12 protein-coding genes are annotated in these 16,009 nt (G+C 74.3%); 8 read left to right on the forward strand and 4 right to left on the reverse strand.

The window, feature by feature from the left end:
- Positions 1-71 precede the first annotated feature (71 nt).
- Positions 72-1,334 carry a YeeE/YedE family protein gene (locus CFP66_RS36045; protein ID WP_094929837.1) on the forward strand — a complete coding sequence of 421 codons (1,263 nt, stop codon included), beginning with the start codon at positions 72-74 and terminating at the stop codon, positions 1,332-1,334.
- Positions 1,335-1,661: 327 nt separating this feature from the next.
- Here the strand turns inward: CFP66_RS36045 and CFP66_RS36050 are convergent, their stop codons facing one another.
- On the reverse strand, positions 1,662-3,275 hold the full coding sequence (locus CFP66_RS36050; RefSeq protein WP_094929838.1) for an MDR family MFS transporter: 1,614 nt from the start codon (positions 3,273-3,275) through the stop codon (positions 1,662-1,664).
- 111 nt (positions 3,276-3,386) lie between these two features.
- Between CFP66_RS36050 and CFP66_RS50485 the strand changes: the two genes are divergently transcribed.
- The gene (locus CFP66_RS50485; protein ID WP_143517471.1) at positions 3,387-4,352 is read left to right on the forward strand and encodes a transposase; all 966 of its coding nucleotides are present in this window, start codon (positions 3,387-3,389) and stop codon (positions 4,350-4,352) included.
- A 25-nt stretch (positions 4,353-4,377) separates the two neighbouring features.
- Here CFP66_RS50485 and CFP66_RS36060 read toward each other — a convergent pair whose 3' ends face one another.
- Complete coding sequence (locus tag CFP66_RS36060) at positions 4,378-4,995, reverse strand: hypothetical protein (protein ID WP_094929840.1); 618 nt, start codon at positions 4,993-4,995, stop codon at positions 4,378-4,380.
- A 341-nt stretch (positions 4,996-5,336) separates the two neighbouring features.
- Between CFP66_RS36060 and CFP66_RS36065 the strand changes: the two genes are divergently transcribed.
- A complete protein-coding gene (locus tag CFP66_RS36065; protein ID WP_233159996.1) occupies positions 5,337-7,010 on the forward strand; it encodes an ATP-binding protein in 1,674 nt (557 codons plus the stop codon).
- Positions 7,011-7,015: 5 nt separating this feature from the next.
- Here CFP66_RS36065 and CFP66_RS36070 read toward each other — a convergent pair whose 3' ends face one another.
- Positions 7,016-7,393: a VOC family protein gene (locus tag CFP66_RS36070; protein WP_094929841.1), complete on the reverse strand. Its 378-nt coding sequence runs from the start codon at positions 7,391-7,393 to the stop codon at positions 7,016-7,018.
- 112 nt (positions 7,394-7,505) lie between these two features.
- On the opposite strand from CFP66_RS36070, the gene CFP66_RS36075 reads away from it, so the two are divergent.
- The 5 genes from CFP66_RS36075 to CFP66_RS36095 all read left to right on the forward strand — a co-directional run bounded on the left by CFP66_RS36075 (position 7,506) and on the right by CFP66_RS36095 (position 14,976).
- The gene (locus CFP66_RS36075; protein ID WP_094929842.1) at positions 7,506-8,747 is read left to right on the forward strand and encodes a PP2C family protein-serine/threonine phosphatase; all 1,242 of its coding nucleotides are present in this window, start codon (positions 7,506-7,508) and stop codon (positions 8,745-8,747) included.
- A gap of 93 nt (positions 8,748-8,840) precedes the next feature.
- Positions 8,841-10,031 carry an exonuclease SbcCD subunit D gene (locus CFP66_RS36080; RefSeq protein WP_094929927.1) on the forward strand — a complete coding sequence of 397 codons (1,191 nt, stop codon included), beginning with the start codon at positions 8,841-8,843 and terminating at the stop codon, positions 10,029-10,031.
- Positions 10,031-13,396, forward strand: coding sequence for an AAA family ATPase (locus CFP66_RS36085; protein ID WP_094929843.1), 3,366 nt, complete (start codon positions 10,031-10,033; stop codon positions 13,394-13,396). Before CFP66_RS36080 ends, CFP66_RS36085 begins: the two co-directional genes overlap by 1 nt.
- Positions 13,393-14,346 carry a hypothetical protein gene (locus CFP66_RS36090; RefSeq protein WP_094929844.1) on the forward strand — a complete coding sequence of 318 codons (954 nt, stop codon included), beginning with the start codon at positions 13,393-13,395 and terminating at the stop codon, positions 14,344-14,346. The genes CFP66_RS36085 and CFP66_RS36090 overlap by 4 nt, the downstream gene beginning before the upstream one ends.
- 126 nt (positions 14,347-14,472) lie before the next feature.
- A complete protein-coding gene (locus CFP66_RS36095) occupies positions 14,473-14,976 on the forward strand; it encodes a bifunctional nuclease family protein (RefSeq protein WP_094929928.1) in 504 nt (167 codons plus the stop codon).
- A 110-nt stretch (positions 14,977-15,086) separates the two neighbouring features.
- Here the strand turns inward: CFP66_RS36095 and CFP66_RS36100 are convergent, their stop codons facing one another.
- A complete protein-coding gene (locus tag CFP66_RS36100) occupies positions 15,087-15,980 on the reverse strand; it encodes an ornithine cyclodeaminase family protein (RefSeq protein ID WP_198961896.1) in 894 nt (297 codons plus the stop codon).
- Positions 15,981-16,009: the final 29 nt, after the last annotated feature.

A 16,009-nucleotide genomic window follows, 5' to 3' on the forward strand; every position in this document is an offset into this window, starting at 1 on the left:
CGCAGCGCGCGGCGGCCTGTCGTCCCTGACGATCGCCGCCCGTCCTTCCCTGCGTCCTCGAGGTTCTCCCTGTGGCTACCGCCGCCCCTTCCCGTTCCGTCTTCACTCCCGCGCCCACCTGCGCCGCGCCGCCCGTCCCGGATCCGGCGGCGCCCGTCCAGTGGCGCCCGCTCGCCGCGATCGGCGTGCTGGGAGCGGCGCTGATCGCCTACGTCGGCCTCGCGCACGGTGCCCGCCAGGCCGTGCTGCTCGCGCTCGGCGTCGGGCTCGGTGTCGCGCTGTTCCACTCCCGCTTCGGCTTCACCTCCGCGTGGCGCCAGCTCGTCGCCGTCGGCAACGGGGCCGGGCTGCGCGCGCACGCCGTGCTGCTCGGCACCACGGCAACCCTGTTCGCGCTGATCATCGGCACCGGCGCGGGCCTGTTCGGCTCCGAGCCCGCGCCGTCGGGCGGACCGCTGGGCGTCGGGCTGCTGCTCGGAGCATTCCTGTTCGGGTTGGGCATGCAGCTGGGCGGGGCGTGCGCCTCGGGCACCCTGTTCGCCGTCGGGTCGGGGCAGGGCACGATCGTGCTCACGCTCTTCGGGTTCGTGGCGGGCTCGGTGCTCTACACGTGGGCCTACCCGCTCGTCGACGACCTGCCTGCGCTGCCGGAGGTGGTGCTGTCCGAGCACATCGGCTGGTTCGGCTCGTGGGCCGTGACGATCGCGGCGCTGCTGGTCGTGGTCGCGGTCAGCCGCGCGGTGCAGGCCCGCCGCAACCCGCCGCCCGCCGGGGTGCCGCCGACGGCGCGGGGCGCGGCGAGGATCCTGCGCGGGTCGTGGCCGCTGTGGGTCGGCGCGCTCGCGCTGGCACTGCTGGGCGGCGCCGTGCTCCTGGTCTCCGGCGGGGCGTGGGGCATCACGAGCGCGTTCGCGCTGTGGGGCGCCAAGGCGCTGCAGGCGATCGGCCTGGCGCCCGAGACCTGGGCGTACTGGCAGCAGCCCGCGCAGGCGAAGTCGCTCGCGGGCCCGGTGCTGGCGGACAAGACGTCGCTCACCGACATCGGGATCATGATCGGGGCGGCGGTCGCGGCCACCGCGGGCGGTGCCTGGGTGATGCACCGCTCCATCCCGTGGCGCACTGCGCTGGCCGCGGTGATCGGCGGGATCGTCATGGGGATCGGCGCCCGGCTGGCGAGCGGCTGCAACATCGGGGCGTACCTGGCCGGCATCGCGTCCGGCAGCCTGTCCGGCTGGGTCTGGGCCGTCGCCGCGCTGGCCGGCACGTGGGTGGGGCTGCGCGCCCGGGCACTGTTCGGCCTGGCCAACCCGAAGCCGTCGGACTCGGTCTGCTGATCGGCGGGTGGCACCAGTAGCGCCCTGTGCGTCGACCACGAACGACGCCTGTTCTGAGCATGCGGGGCGAGCGGTGCGAGCCGCACGCCATGGCCCTCGCGACCGCACTCACGTACGTCTCGCAGGCCGTTCCCGGCTCGCGACCACTGCCTCACGCCCCGCCCTGGCCTTCCGCGCAGTCGGCCGGCTCCCCCTGCCCCTGCCCGTCGGCGAGGTGGCCGGGTGAATCGGTGCGAGCAGTGCGTGGGTGCTGTCGCGGCGACGTCAGGTGCTTCTCGAAGCGATCACCACCCGCATCCGCCCGGTGACCGTTCGGCCGCCGAGCCACTAGTGCGCGACCGGGCGGTCCCCACCATCATCGGAAGGCTTCCCGGACCGCAGGAACAGGGCCAGGAGCACGCCGACCAGCGTGAGCGAGCCGGCGATGAAGAACCCGCTGCTGTAGGCCGCGGCCTGGACCTGCCCGGACACCTCCTCGTACAGCGGCAGCATGCCGGAGGCCCCTTGCTGTTCCAGCTCGGTGAGCTGCGCGCTCGATCCGGACTGCAGCATGGTGGATCGGTCGGCCATGAACGAGGCGCTGTTGTCCTGGACGAGCGCGGTCATCATGGCGAGGCCGAGCGCGGAGCTCACCCGCTGCATGAGGGTGTTGAACGCGCTGCCGCTGGCGGAGAACTCGGGTGGGAGGACGGACAGGCCGCCGGTCATGATCGGCATCATGCCCAGGGCCATACCGGTGGCCATGACGACCATCCCGAGGATGAGCTCCCCGCGGGTGATGTCGACGTTGATCCGGGACAGCAGCAGGATCCCGCTACCGACCAGCGCGAGCCCGACGACGGCGGGCCACCGCGCGCCGATCTTGTCGTAGAGCAGGCCGGCGAACGGCATGATCAGCGCCATGGCGATGGCCTGCGGCAGCAGGGTCAGGCCGGTGTTCAACGGCGTCCAGCCCTGCGCGTCCTGCAGGAACGACGGGATGTAGAACAGCACCGCGAAAAGGCCGATCGACATCGCGCTGATCAGCAGGAGCGAGTTGACGAACGGCCAGTACTTGAACACCCGCACGTCGAGAACCGGGTGTTCGACGTGCAGTTCGACCACGATGAACAGCGCCATGAACACGGCCGCGGCCAGGAACAGCATCACGGTGCGGTAGTCGGTCCAGCCCCAGTGGTCGCCCTCCTCGAGCGCGAGCAGCAGGGAGAACAGGCTGACGGCGATGCAGCCGAACCCGATGTAGTCGAAGGGCTTGCTCTTCTCGGCCGGGAACTTCGTCAGCCAGAGGACGGCCGCGATCGCGCCGAGGATGCCGACCGGCACGTTGATCAGGAAGATCATGCGCCAGTTCGTGTGCTCGACGAGGTAGCCGCCCAGCGTGGGGCCGATGCCCGGCGCGACGACGATGCCCAGCCCGTACATGCCCATGGCGGCGCCGAGCTTCTCCTTGGGCACGATGCGGAACAGGATCGTCATGCAGGTGACCGGGAGGACGCCCCCCGGGATCGCCTGCAGGATCCGGAACCCGATCAGCCCGCTCAGCCCGGTGGACAGGGCGCACAGGAGCGACGCGATCGTGAAGAGCACGATCAGCGCGATGTAGAGGCGCTTGAGCCCGAACCGGGCGCCCAGCCAGGCGCTGGCCGGCACCATGACGCCCTCGGTGAGGCTGTAGGCCGTGCTGATCCACTGGACGCTGTCGATGCTGGCGCCCAGGTCCTTGCGGATCGAGGGGATCGCGACGTTGATGATGCTGAGGTCCAGGACGGACATGAACATGCCGGTGATCAGCACGGCCAGCGGGACGCCCCATCCCGTCGCGGCGGGCGTGGCGGGTGGTGCCGGAGGGGGCGCCGCCCGGTGGCGCGACGCCTGGGGACGCTCGGCCGTGTCGTCGCGCAGACGATCGCGCGGAGGATCACGGTCCAGCGATTTGGTCATGAGCTCCCCTTCGACACCGGGCGGCGATGGAGCGCGACGCTGCGCCTGAGGGACCGGGTCCACCGGCCTATCCGGGGAGCCCTCCTCGCTTTGTAGATACAATCACGCCCCGTGTCCGTCCCCGTCGTGAGCCCCCGATTGCGGAGTGATGCCCGGCGCAACCGCCGGCGGTTGCTCGAGGCCGCCCGGGAGGTCATGCGCGAACACGGGCTGGAGGCCTCGCTGGGCGAGATCGCGCGCCGGGCCGGGGTGGGCAACGCCACCTTGTACCGGCACTTCCCGACCCGTGAGGTGCTCTGCGAGGCGATCTTCGCCGAGTACGGCAGCGACCTGGAACGGATCCGGGAGCGGGTCCTGCAGGTCCCGGACCCGTGGGACGCGATGGTGTCCTGGCTCGAGGAGACCTGCGCAGCCTTCGCCCACGACCGGGCCTTCGCCGACCTGATCACCCAGGGGATGCCGCAGTCGCCCGCGCTCAACGAGGTGTGCCTCCAGGGCATCCAGCTGGCGCAGACCCTGCTCGACCGCGCGCAGCGGGCGGGCGCCGTCCGCAACGACGTCGAGCTGACCGACGTGCTGGTCGTCGTGTGCTCGCTGCAGCGGGTGATCCCGGCCGCCGCGGAGGTCGCGCCGGACGCGTGGCGACGCCATCTGGCCATCGCCCTCGACGGGTTGCGCCCGCGCCAGGGCCCCGCGCTCCCGGCCACCGCGATGACCTTCGAGCAGTTCATGGCGATCGGTGAGCGGTTGCAGGCCGCGCCGCGCGGTGACCTCCACCGGGAGGTGGAGCGTGCTCCCGACACCGTGCGCGACAGCGCGCCCGGGCCCGGGGTGATCAGCGACGAGCTCTGGGAGCTCATCGAGCCCGAGCTCCCCTCCCACGCCGGGCGCCGGGGACGCCCGCGCCGGGATCACCGTCAGGCCCTGGAGGCCATCCTCTGGCGCTACCGGACGGGCTGCTCCTGGCGCGACCTACCCGCTGAGTTCGGCTCGTGGCAGACCTTGTGGAGGCGGCACCGTTGCTGGTCGGCAGAGGGGGTCTACCAGCGGATCCTCGAGCGCCTCGTGCAGAGCTGAGCGCAGCCCGGACGGGAGGGCGGCCTCAGGTGGTGGCGGCGCGCAGCTGCGCGTAGCGCGCCTTGAGCGCGATGTCCTTGTTGATCGGGTTCTGGGCCTCGTCCGGCTCGACGCCCGCCTCGACGGCGATGCGGTTCATCCGCCCCAGCATGCCGACCATGTGGACGATCCTGGCCTCGTAGACGTCCACGGGACGCTGTTCGCCGGAGGCGAGGGCGAGCGTGCGATCGGCCCAGAGCGCCTCGACGTGCAGCCCGGCTTCCTGCAGCACGCTGCGCAGCCGGTGGCCGAGCTCGCGGGGCCCGAGGTCGCGCCAGCCGGCGATCGTGTGGGCGTCGACGGGGAACAGCCGGCCGTGGTCGCGCAGGTAGATCAGTTCGAGGGCGAAGGCGTGGCCGTAGGCGCAGTAGGTGCAGCTGTTGTGCAGCGAGATGGCCACTGCGGCGAGGTGGGTGCGCAGCGGACCGAGGACCTGCATCGTGCGCAGCAACCGCGGCATGTTCACGCCGAACCACAGCACGGCACGGATCGGTCCGAGGCGCGCGACGATGTGCGGGATCATCCGAGGGGCGAAGCCCCACAGCGCCCGGCACATCGACTCCAGCAACCGGGTGACGAGCCCGGTGAGCCCGGCCTGCGACATCCCCACTCCTCACGACAGGTGACCGGAAGATTACCCAACCGGACGGTGCGGAGGTAGGGCGTGCGCCATGGTCATTTCCGCGGCGTGACCTGCGCAGATCGCCGCCGCAGCGGCGCGGCCGGACGCCACTCGGGGGTCAGCGGTCGCGGCGAGTGCACCCGTGCTTGCGACGAACGGGTGACGGCGGGCGTCGCCGCGCCGGGCGCCCTGCGCGACCGTCGCCGGGCCGGTCGCTATCGTCGAGCGGCGCCGTCGTCAGAGGAGGAGCCCTGTCCGACTCAACCGCTCCACCTGTCGGCCGCGTCGTCGGCACGGAGGACTCCACCCCGCTGCAGTTCAGCGTGGCGCTCGCGCCCGAGCAGTACCTGCAGCTCGACGACGTCGTGGTCACCGTCCGTTCGGTGCCCGGGATCGGGCCGGTGCTGACGGCGGGCGTCGTCACCGAGGTGCGGGCCCGGCACGAGGGCGCCACGTTCGGTTCGGACGTCTTCCTCATCGCCGACGGCGTACTGCCCGCGCAGGTGCAGGAGATCGCCGAGGTCACGACCACACGGGTCGAACCGGAGTGCTACGTGCCGCCGACGCCCGGCGCGGTGGCCACCCGCGCCACCGGCGAGGAGCGGGCGCAGGCGCTGTACTTCGACAAGATGGACCTCAAGGTCCCGGTCGGGCTGGGCCGTGACGGGCACCCGATCTACGTCAACCTGGAGTTCCTCGACGGCACGCGCGGCGGCCACGTCTCGATCAGCGGCATCTCCGGCGTCGCCACGAAGACCAGCTTCGCGCTCTTCCTGCTCTACTCGATCTTCCGCAGCGGGGTGCTCGGACGCCGCTCGGTGAACGCGAAGGCGCTGGTCTTCAGCGTCAAGGGTGAGGACCTGCTCTTCCTCGACCACGCCAACACCAAGCTGGACGAGAACCTGGTGTCCGCCTACGCGACCGTCGGCCTGCCGGCCGGGCCGTTCTCGTCGGCCGGGTTCTTCGCCCCGCCGACGCCGGACGACCTGTCCGGCCGCCCGCACGTCACCGGGCGCACGAGCGGTGTCAGCGCGTTCTGGTGGACGCTGGCCGAGTTCTGCACGGAAGAGCTGCTGCCTTACGTCTTCGCCGACGCCGAGGACGAGCGCAACCAGTACACGATGGTGATCCACCAGGTTGCGGCGCGGCTGAAGCGGGAGGCCACCCCGGTCGGGGACGGCGCGATCGCCGTGGGCGGGCAGGTGCTGCGCACCTACGACGACCTCGTGGAGTTCGTGTCCGACCGGCTCACCGACGAGGACGAGCGCCGCGACTGGGCCGGACCGGTCACCGGCACCGGCACGATCAACGCGTTCCTGCGGCGGATGCGCTCCAGCCTGCGCCCGCTGCGCTCGATCGTGCGGGGCGACCTCACCGACTCCCCGGGCCGGCGCGTCAGCACCGACGCCCACCAGGTCACCGTGGTCGACCTGCACAACCTCCCCGAGCGCGCCCAGCGCTTCGTCGTCGGCGTGGTGCTGGCGGCCGAGACCCGCAAGAAGGAGGCCGCCGGGCCGGGCGGCCTGCTCTTCACCATGATCGACGAGCTGAACAAGTACGCACCCCGCGAGGGCGGGAGCCCCATCAAGGAGGTGCTGCTCGACATCGCCGAGCGCGGCCGGTCGCTGGGGATCATCCTCATCGGAGCGCAGCAGACGGCCAGCGAGGTGGAGCGCCGGATCGTCTCCAACTCGTCGGTCAAGGTCGTCGGGCGGCTGGACCCGGCCGAGGCCGGACGCCCGGAGTACGGCTTCCTGCCGCCCTCGCAACGTCAGCGCGCGACCCTGGCCAAGCCGGGCACCATGTTCGTCTCGCAGCCGGAGATCCCGGTGCCGCTCGCCGTCGAGTTCCCGTTCCCGGCCTGGGCGACGCGGCTGTCGGAGTCGGCCGGTCCGCCGGCGAGCGCCGGCGCCGGCACGAACGGGCACGCACCGCGCGACCCGTTCGCGCGGCTACCGGCGGGAACCTCCGACGAGGACGACGAGGCGCCGTTCTGACGGGGTCAGGGGTTCTCCCAGAGGCCGACGGTGTTGCCCTCGGGATCGGTGAAGTAGGCGTACGCGCCCATCCCGGGGATCTCGGTCCGCGGCCGGACGGTGCGCCCGCCGGCGGCCTCGACCTGCTTCAGGGCCTGGTCGATCGACTCCACGTCCACCGTGAGCACCGGCGCCGGGGTGTCCCCGCTGCGGGGCACCAGACCGCCGTTGATGACTCCGGGCGTGGTCGGCATCTGCGTCTGCCCGTCGACCTCCGTGGTGTGGACGGCCGTGTAGTCCATCCCGGGCAGGTCCTCCAGCCGCCAGTCGAAGACCGAGCTGTAGAACTCCTTCGCCCGCCCGACGTCGTCGGCCGGGATCTCGAAGTGCACGACGCCACGCATTCTGCGCTCCTTCCGCGCGAACCCTGAGGAGGTCGCTTTCTACTCCGGAGGCGCCGCGCCTGCTAGTGGCGTCACCCCTTCACCGCACCGCCCGCGGCATTAGGCTCCGGCCATGACGGCGGACGAACCGATGCACGATCGGCTGCGCCGGATCGAGGCCGTCACCGACACGACCCTCGGTCACCTCGGCGTCGAGGAGCTGCTCGTCGAGCTGCTCGACCGGGTGCGCGAGCTCCTCGAGGTCGACACGGCTGCGGTGCTCCTGCTGGAACCGGCAGGTCAGTACCTCGTGGCGACGGCGGCCCGCGGCATCGAGGAGGAGGTCCGCCAGGGTGTGCGGATCCCGCTCGGCCGCGGCTTCGCCGGACGGATCGCGGCGCAGCGCGAGCCGGTGACCCTCGAGCACGTCGACCACTCGAACGTCCTCAACCCGATCCTGCGCGAGAAGGGGATCCGTTCCCTGCTCGGTGTGCCCCTGCTGTCGGGCGGGGAGGCGATCGGCGTCCTGCACGTCGGGAGCCTGTCGACCCGCTGCTTCTCGCAGCAGGAGGAAGAGCTGCTCTGCCTGGCCGCCGACCGCGTGGCCCTCGCGGTCCAGGCCCGCCAGGTCCAGGCGACGCGGGCGGCCGCGGGTGCGCTCCAGCGCAGCCTGTTGCCCGCCGCGCTGCCGGCCGTGCCGGGCCTGGAGTTCGCGAGCCGGTACGTGCCCGGTGGCGGGGGTGAGGTCGGGGGCGACTGGTACGACGTCTTCGAGCTCCCTTCCGGGCACGTGTGCGTCGTCGTCGGGGACGTGGTCGGCCGGGGGATCGCCGCGGCCGCCACGATGGGCACGATCCGTACGGTCCTGCGCGCCTGCGCCCTGCAGACCGAGGATCCCGCAGACCTGCTCCAGCGCCTCGACGTGCACGTCCGGCAGTTCGAGCGCGGGGCGATGGCCACCGTGCTGTGCGTCGTCATCTCGCCGTCGCACGACTGCGCCGTGCTGTCCACCGCGGGCCACCCGCCGCCGGTGTCCCTCTCGCCGGACGCGCCTGCCGAGGTCGTGGACCTGCCACCCGACCTGCCGGTGGGCGTCGACGCCACTCGCCCACGCCGCAGCACCCCGTTGCCCCTACCGCCCGGCCACGGCCTGTTCCTCTACACCGACGGCCTCATCGAACGGCGGGGCCTCGTGCTCGACGCCGGCCTCGACCGGCTGTGCCAGGCGCTGCACCCCGGACCGGCGGACGCGGTGTGCGGCAAGGTGATGTCCGAGATGCTCGGCGCCGACCAGGCCGCCGACGACGTCGCGGTCCTGATGCTGTCGCGTCTGACACCCCTCGGCGACGCGACGAACGGCACTCCCGTCGGCTAGGTAGCGACGAGAGTGCCGTTCGTCGCGAGGGGTGTGCGTTCCACGGCGCGCGTCCCCGGATCGGTGGGGCGCCGCGCCTACGATTGCCGCCTGATGCGACTGCTGCACACGTCCGACTGGCACGTCGGCAAGACGCTGAAGGGCCGTTCGCGGCTCGACGAGCAGGAGCAGGTGCTCCGCGAGATCGTCGGCATCGCGCGCGAGCACGAGGTCGACGCGGTGCTCGTGGCGGGCGACCTGTACGACACGGCCGCGCCCTCCGCGCAGGCCCAGCAGCTGGTGGTCCGCACGCTGATGGGGCTGGCCAAGGGCGGCACGCAGGTCATCGCGATCGCCGGCAACCACGACCACCCGGCCGCGATCGACGCCTACCGCCCGCTCGCCGACGCGGCCGGCATCACGCTGGTCGGCACGGTGCGCACGGCCGCTCGGGGTGGCGTCGTCGAGTTCACGGCGAGGTCCACGGGGGAGCGGGCCACGGTGGCGGTGCTGCCGTTCCTGTCGCAGCGCTACGCCGTGCGCGCCGCGGAGCTCGTGGCCCACACACCCGCGGAGAACACCGGCGCCTACGACCAGCAGCTGCGCGACATCCTCGGCACCCTCACCGAGGGCTTCCGCGACGACTCGGTGAACCTGGTGATGGCCCACCTCACCGTGCTCAACGGGGTGTTCGGCGGCGGTGAGCGCGCGGCGCAATCGATCTTCGAGTACGCGGTGCCCGCCACGGTGTTCCCGGTGGAGTCGCACTACGTCGCGCTCGGGCACCTGCACCGCCGCCAGCGCATCGACGCTCCCTGCCCGGTCCACTACTGCGGCGCCCCGCTCGCGATCGACTTCGGGGAGCAGGACAACACCTCCGTCGTCTGCCTGGTGGAGGCCTCCCCGGGCACGCCCGCGGTGGTCACCGACATCCCGATCACCTCCGGGCGCAGGTTGCGCACGCTCCGCGGCACCGTCGCCGAGCTGGCCGCGCTCGCCGAGCAGGTGGGCGAGGACTTCCTGCGCGTCTGGGTGCGCGAGCCGGCCCGCGCGGGCCTGCGCGAGGAGGTGGTGGCGTTGCTGCCCAACGCCCTCGAAGTGCGGATCGACCCCGAGTTCGCCGCGCCCGTCGCCGGGTCCCGCCCGGCCGCGGGGCCCGAGCGCACACCCTCGGAGCTGTTCCGCGAGTACCTGGGCACGCGCAACGTCGCCGATCCGCGGGTGGAGCAACTGTTCGCGCGGCTGCACGACCGGGTCACCGAAGGGCCGCTCGCGGGCCCGAGCAGCGGCGCCGGGGGGAGCTGATGCGTCCCGTCCTGCTCGAGATGGCGGGCTTCGGCTCGTTCCGCGAGCCCACGTCGGTCGACTTCCGCGGCGCCGACTACTTCGCCTTCGTCGGTCCCACCGGTGCCGGCAAGTCCACCGTGATCGACGCGTTGACGTTCGCGCTGTACGGGTCGGTGCCCCGCTGGGACAACGCCCGCACAGTGGCGCTGGCCCTCGCGCCCACCGTCAACCGGGGCACCGTGCGGCTGGTGTTCGACGTCGGCGGCGCCCGCCACGTCGTCGCGCGGGAGCTGCGGCGCTCGGCGAGCGGCGGTGTCTCCGTGCGCGGCGCGCGCCTGGAGCGGCTGCGCGACCCGGCCGGCACCGGAGGCGTCGACGAGGAGAGCGACCCCCTCGCCGACGGCGCCGGGCCCGTCACCAAGGCTGTCGAGGAGCTGCTGGGGCTCCCGTTCGGGGATTTCTGCACCTGCGTGGTGCTGCCGCAGGGCGAGTTCGCCGAGTTCCTGCACACCGAGCCGCGCAAGCGCCAGGAGAAGCTGGTGCGCATCCTGGGGCTCGGGGTCTACGACGTCATCGCCCGGGAGGCCAACAGCGAGGCCGCCGCGCAACGCCAGCGCGCGGAGGTGCTCGGCGAGCAGCTCGGCGCGTACGCCGACGCCACCGAGGAGGCCGAGCTCGACGCCGCCGCCCGGGTGGCCCGGTTGGCCGAGCTCAGCGACCGCGTCGGCGCGGCGGTGCCGGAGCTGGCTGCCGCCGCCGCGGCGCTGGAGGGCGCCGAGGCCACCGCCGCCCAGGTGCGCACCGAGCGGGAGCGGCTGGAGGCGGTCCGCGTGCCGGACGGGCCCGCGGCCCTGGACGCGCGGCACCGCGAGGCCGCCGAACGGCGTGCCGCCGCGGCCGAGGCCGCCGCGGTGGCCGAGTCCGCCGACACCGCCGCACGCGAGCGCCTCTCCGCCGCGCCCGCCCGCGGCCCGCTGGAGCAGGCGCGGCGCCACCACGCCGAGCTGGCGACCCTCACCGCCGAGCTGCCGGGAGCGCGCGAGCGGCACGAGAAGGCCGCAGCCGCCTACACCACGGCCGCGAACGACGCCGCCGACGCGCACGGCGGGGTCGAGGAGGCCCGGGCCGTCCGCGACGCCGCCGCCGCGCGGCTCACCGAGCGCGAGGAGTACGGGCGCCGCCTCGCCGCTGAGCGCCACGCGCTCGCCGCGATCGCCCCGCCGGCCGGGCTCGACGCGGTGGCGCAGCGCCGGGCCGCGGCCGACAACACCCTGGCCGGTGCCGTGGCCGCGCTCGAGACCGCCGAGGCCACCGACGCGGCCGCGCGCACCGCCCTCGCCGCCGCGCCGGCGCGCGGCCCGCTCGAGCAGGCCCTGCGCGACCGCCACGAGCTCACCCGCACCGAGTCCGAGCACGCCACCGCGGCCGCGCGCGCCACGGAGGCGGAGCGCGGCGTGCAGGCCGCCGGCGCCACCCTGGCCGACGCACGGCACCGGCTCGACCACGTCCGGGAACGACACGACCGCGCCCTGCGGGCCGACCTCGCCGCGTCGCTGCGCCCCGCGCTCAGCCCGGGGGAGCCCTGCCCGGTGTGCGCGCAGGCCGTGGCCACGCTGCCACCGCCGCTGCCCTCCGGCGCCGACCACGGCCTCGCCGCCGTGGAGCAGGAGCTCGCCGCGGCGACGCGGGCCCACGACGAGGCACACCGTGCGGAGAGCACCGCAGTCTCGGAGCGGGAACGGGCCCGTGGCGAGGTCGAGCGGGTGGACACCACCCTGGCCCGGCTGCGGTCCGCGCTGGTGGGCGTGCTGCCCGGCACCGGCCCGTCGGCCACCGCCGAGCTGCCCACCGCCGCAGGCATCGAGGCCGCGCTCGCCGGCCTCGACCGGCTCGCCCGGGAGGCCGAGGAGGCCGCCGACGCCGTGCGGGTCGCCCGCCGCGCCCGTGACTCGGCCGCAGCCGCGGTCGAGGCGCTGCGCGCGGAGCTCGACACGGCCGCCGCAGGGCTGCGCGCCGCGCGCGACCCGCTCGTCCCGTTCGGCGCGCCCGCGCCCGCCGGTGCCGACGTCCTCGCCGGCTGGACCGCCCTCGTCGACTGGGCCCGTGCGGAGGCCGCTGCCCGCGAGCGCGACCTCCCCGCCGCACGCGCGGCCTTCACCGAGGCCGAACGTGAGCGGGACACCGCAGAGCAGGCATGGCGCACCGCCGAGCGGGCCGCCGCCGAACGCCGCCGCGACGAGACGGCGGCCGCGCGCGTCGAGCAGGAGGCGCGTTCGGCCGTCGAGGTCGCGGAGCGTCGCGTCACGCAGCTGCGCACCGCGCTGCAGGACGCGCCACCCGACGCGGAGGCGGCGTCCGCGCTGGAGCAGCTCGACGCGCTCGAGGCCGGCGTCCGCACGGCCGACGCGCAGCTGCGCTCGGCGCGCACGGCGCTGCGGGCCGCCGAGCAGACCGCGGGCGAGGTCGAGCGCGAGGTCGCGGCCGGGTGGTCCGCGCTGCGTGCCGCCCGCGATCCGCTCGTGCCGCTCGGGGCGCCCGCCCTCGCAGGCGAGGCGCTGCTCGCCGCGTGGGAGGAGCTCGCCGGATGGGCACGGCAGGAGGCGCAGGCGCGCGCCGGCCGGCTGGACGAGGCGGCCGCCGCGGCCGCGTCGGCGCGGCAGGCCCGGGACCGGCTCGAACAGCGCCTCGCCGACGATCTCGCCGCCCACGATCTCGCCGCCCACGAGGTGCCTGCCCGTGGACCGATCGCGGAGTCCGCGCCCGCCGCGGTCGCCGGGGCGTTGGCTCGGGCGCGCTCGGCCCAGGAGCGGGTGGCCGAGCGTCGCGCCGCCGCGGAGAAGATCCGCGCGGACCGGGACGAGGCGGAGTCCGCGCAGCAGGTCGCGAAGCTGCTCGGTGGCCTCCTGCGCTCCGACGGCTTCCCGCGCTGGCTGGTGGCCTCCGCGCTGGACGCGCTGGTGGCGGACGCGTCGGAGAGCCTCGCGGAGCTCTCGGGCGGCCAGTTCGCGCTCACGCACGAGGGCGGCGAGTTCCTGGTGGTCGACCACGCCGACGCCGACGCGCGCCGCCCGGTCAAGACGCTGTCGGGCGGCGAGACGTTCCAGGCCAGCCTCGCGCTCGCGCTCGCGCTGTCGACCCAGATGTCGGGGCTGGCCGCGCAGGGCGCCGCGCACCTGGAATCGATCTTCCTCGACGAGGGCTTCGGCACGCTCGACGAGAACAACCTCGACGTCGTCGCGAGCACGCTCGAGAACCTCGCCACCCGCGGCGACCGGATGGTCGGCGTGATCACCCACGTGCCGGCGCTCGCCGAGCGCGTGCCGGTGCGGTACGTGGTGAGCCGCGACCAGCGCACGTCCAGCGTCGTCCGGGAGAGCCTGTGAGGTTCGCGGTCGACCCCTGGAGCCCCTCCTACGGCACCAGCCTCGACACGGAGCTGGGCGAGTCGGCCGCGCAGGTGGCGCTCGACGTCGAGATCCCGGGCTCGGAGTGGCAGCCGGTCCCACCCGATCCGGCCGCGGTCGCCCCAGCGGCGGTGCTGTTCGTGGACGGCGTGCGCCGGGTCGACGCCCAGGTCTGGGTGGAGGACGGCACCGACGCGGCGGCCTCGCCCGCCCTGTGCGCCTCCTACGCCGCGGGCGTGGTGTGCTGCTGCCGCGAGTCCGGCGCGCACCTGCTCACCTCCGACGTCCGGCGCGGCCTGTTCACCACCGCGGAATCGGCGGCCGACGTCGTGACCCCGGCGGGTACCTACCGCGCCACCCTCACCGCGGGACGTCCGGACATCGCCCCGGCCCAGGTCCTGAGCCTCGCCCTGCAGCGGGAGCTGGGCGACACCGAACTCACCGCCGCCGCGGTCGCCCGCACCGGCCACGGCGGCGAGGACGACCTGCTCGTGGTCGACGGACCGCTGCGCGGGCGCCAGCACCTGCCGCGGGCCATCGGCTTCGTCAAGAGCCACCGCAGCGACTACCTCCCGCCCCCGCTCGGCGGCGTGGTCGCCGAGCTGCGCTCCGGGGAGCGCACCCCGGTGTTCCGGCTCGGCAGCTCCTGGGAGCGCCACACCTGGTACCTGCGCCTGCCGTGCCGCCCGGGTGCGCCGTGGGCCGGCATCGTCCGCGTGGAGTGCAGCGCGGAGCTCTCCGCCGCCGACGCGGTGGCCCTGGCCTCCCGGAGCCAGGTGACGTTGCCCCGGTTCGCCTCCACCGAGTACAAGGATTCCCGCGCGCCGCAGAACCTCTACCCGATCGCCGGCCTCGAGCGCGAGCTCCGCAGGCGGCTGGGGGAGCCGAACCTGCTGTACCGCGCACTGCGCCGGGCGGCGGCCGCCTGATTCGTGGCCGGTTCCGGTTGACGCCAAGTGCGCGGCGGAGAACCGTGGAGAGAGCGAGCGGGACGGCGCCTGGAGGGCCCGCGAGCCCGCCGAAGCGAAGCGGAGGCAGAGAACATCGTGCAGCAGATGCGGGTGGTCGCGCTCGGCAGGGACCCGATGGCGGTGCAGCCCGTCCTGCTGCTGCAGGAGACGGGTGGTCGCAGGCGGGTGCTGCCGGTGTGGGTGGGCGTGCCCGAGGCCACGGCCATCGAGCTGGCCCGCCGCCACGTCGAGCTGCCCCGGCCGCAGACCCACCAGCTGCTCCTGCAGATCGTGGAAGCCTTCGACCGGCGGCTGGACCTGGTGCGCATCACGATGCTGCGCGACAGCGTCTTCCACGCCGAGCTGGTGTTCGACGCCGAAACGCGCGTGTCGGCCCGGGTGAGCGACGCGGTGGCCGTCGCGCTGCACGTGGACGTGCCGATCGAGGCCGAGGACGCCGTGCTCGACGAGGCCGCGGTGGCCGAGGTCGCCGGCCTCGCCGAGGCGCTCGCCGACGAGGACGAGGAGGCGCCCGAGGAGAGCGAGGAGGTCGAGCGCTTCCGCCGCTTCCTCGACTCCGCCTCCCCCGAGGACTTCGACCCGAGCTGACCCCTTCACCCCGCGAGTCGCGCTCTCACCCCCGCGAGTCGGGCGCTCAGCCTCGCAAGTCGGGCTCTCACTCCCGCGAGTTGGGGCCTGGCCGCACTTGTGTCGCGGTGTCAGGGAAGCGGTGAGCGTTCAGTCGCCCCGACCACGCCGGCGGCGACCGCCAGGTCCTGCCAGGCCATCCCGGTGCCCTTGAACACGTTCGGCCGATCCTCGCGGCGGGCGACCTCGCCGCGCACGAGGGCGCCCAGCCCGACGAGACCGGCTGGGTCCAGGGCGCCCTCCTCGACGGCGCGCACGACGTCACCGGCCTCGCGCAACGCGGTGCCCGGGTCCTCCACGACCACCAGCGCCCGGCCCATCAGCCCGGCGTCGAGCTCGCGGCGGCCGGGCTCGTGGGAGCCGATCGCCACCACGCAGGCGCCGTCGCGCACGAGCGCGCCGTGGAATAGCGGCTCGTCGGCCGCGGTGGCGCACGCCACGACGTCGGCGCCGGCCACGTCGCCCACCGAACCGGCCACGGCGGTGACGCCGCGCGCGCCCACCTGCGCGATCACGTCGGCGACCTTGGCAGGCGACCGGCCGACGACCCGCACGCGTGTGAACGGCCGGATGTCGGCCAGCGCCACGACGTGCCCGACGGCCTGCGGACCGGTGCCGAAGACCAGCAGCTCGGCGGCGTCGGGCGCGGCCAGGTGGTCGGCCGCGACGGCCGAGACGGCGGGCGTGCGCAGCGCGGTGAGGCTCGCACCGTCGAGGATCGCGCGAGGCGTCAGGGTCGCGGCGTCCATCAGCACGTAGGTGGCCTGGATGCGCGGCAGCCCGGCGGCCGGGTTGTCAGGGACGACCGAGGCCACCTTCACCCCGCTCCACCCGCCCAGCGTGGACGGCATGAGCAGCAGGTGGCCCGCGCCGGCCGGGGCATGGACCCGGGGCGGGTCGGTGGCGGGGTCGAACCCGCCGCTGAGCGCGGCTTCGACGAGCAGGCGGGCGCGCCGGGGTGGCACTCGTGCCCGTACCTCGTCCGCGGTGAACA

This window comes from Pseudonocardia sp. MH-G8 (genome assembly GCF_002262885.1).
GTDB lineage: Bacteria > Actinomycetota > Actinomycetes > Mycobacteriales > Pseudonocardiaceae > Pseudonocardia.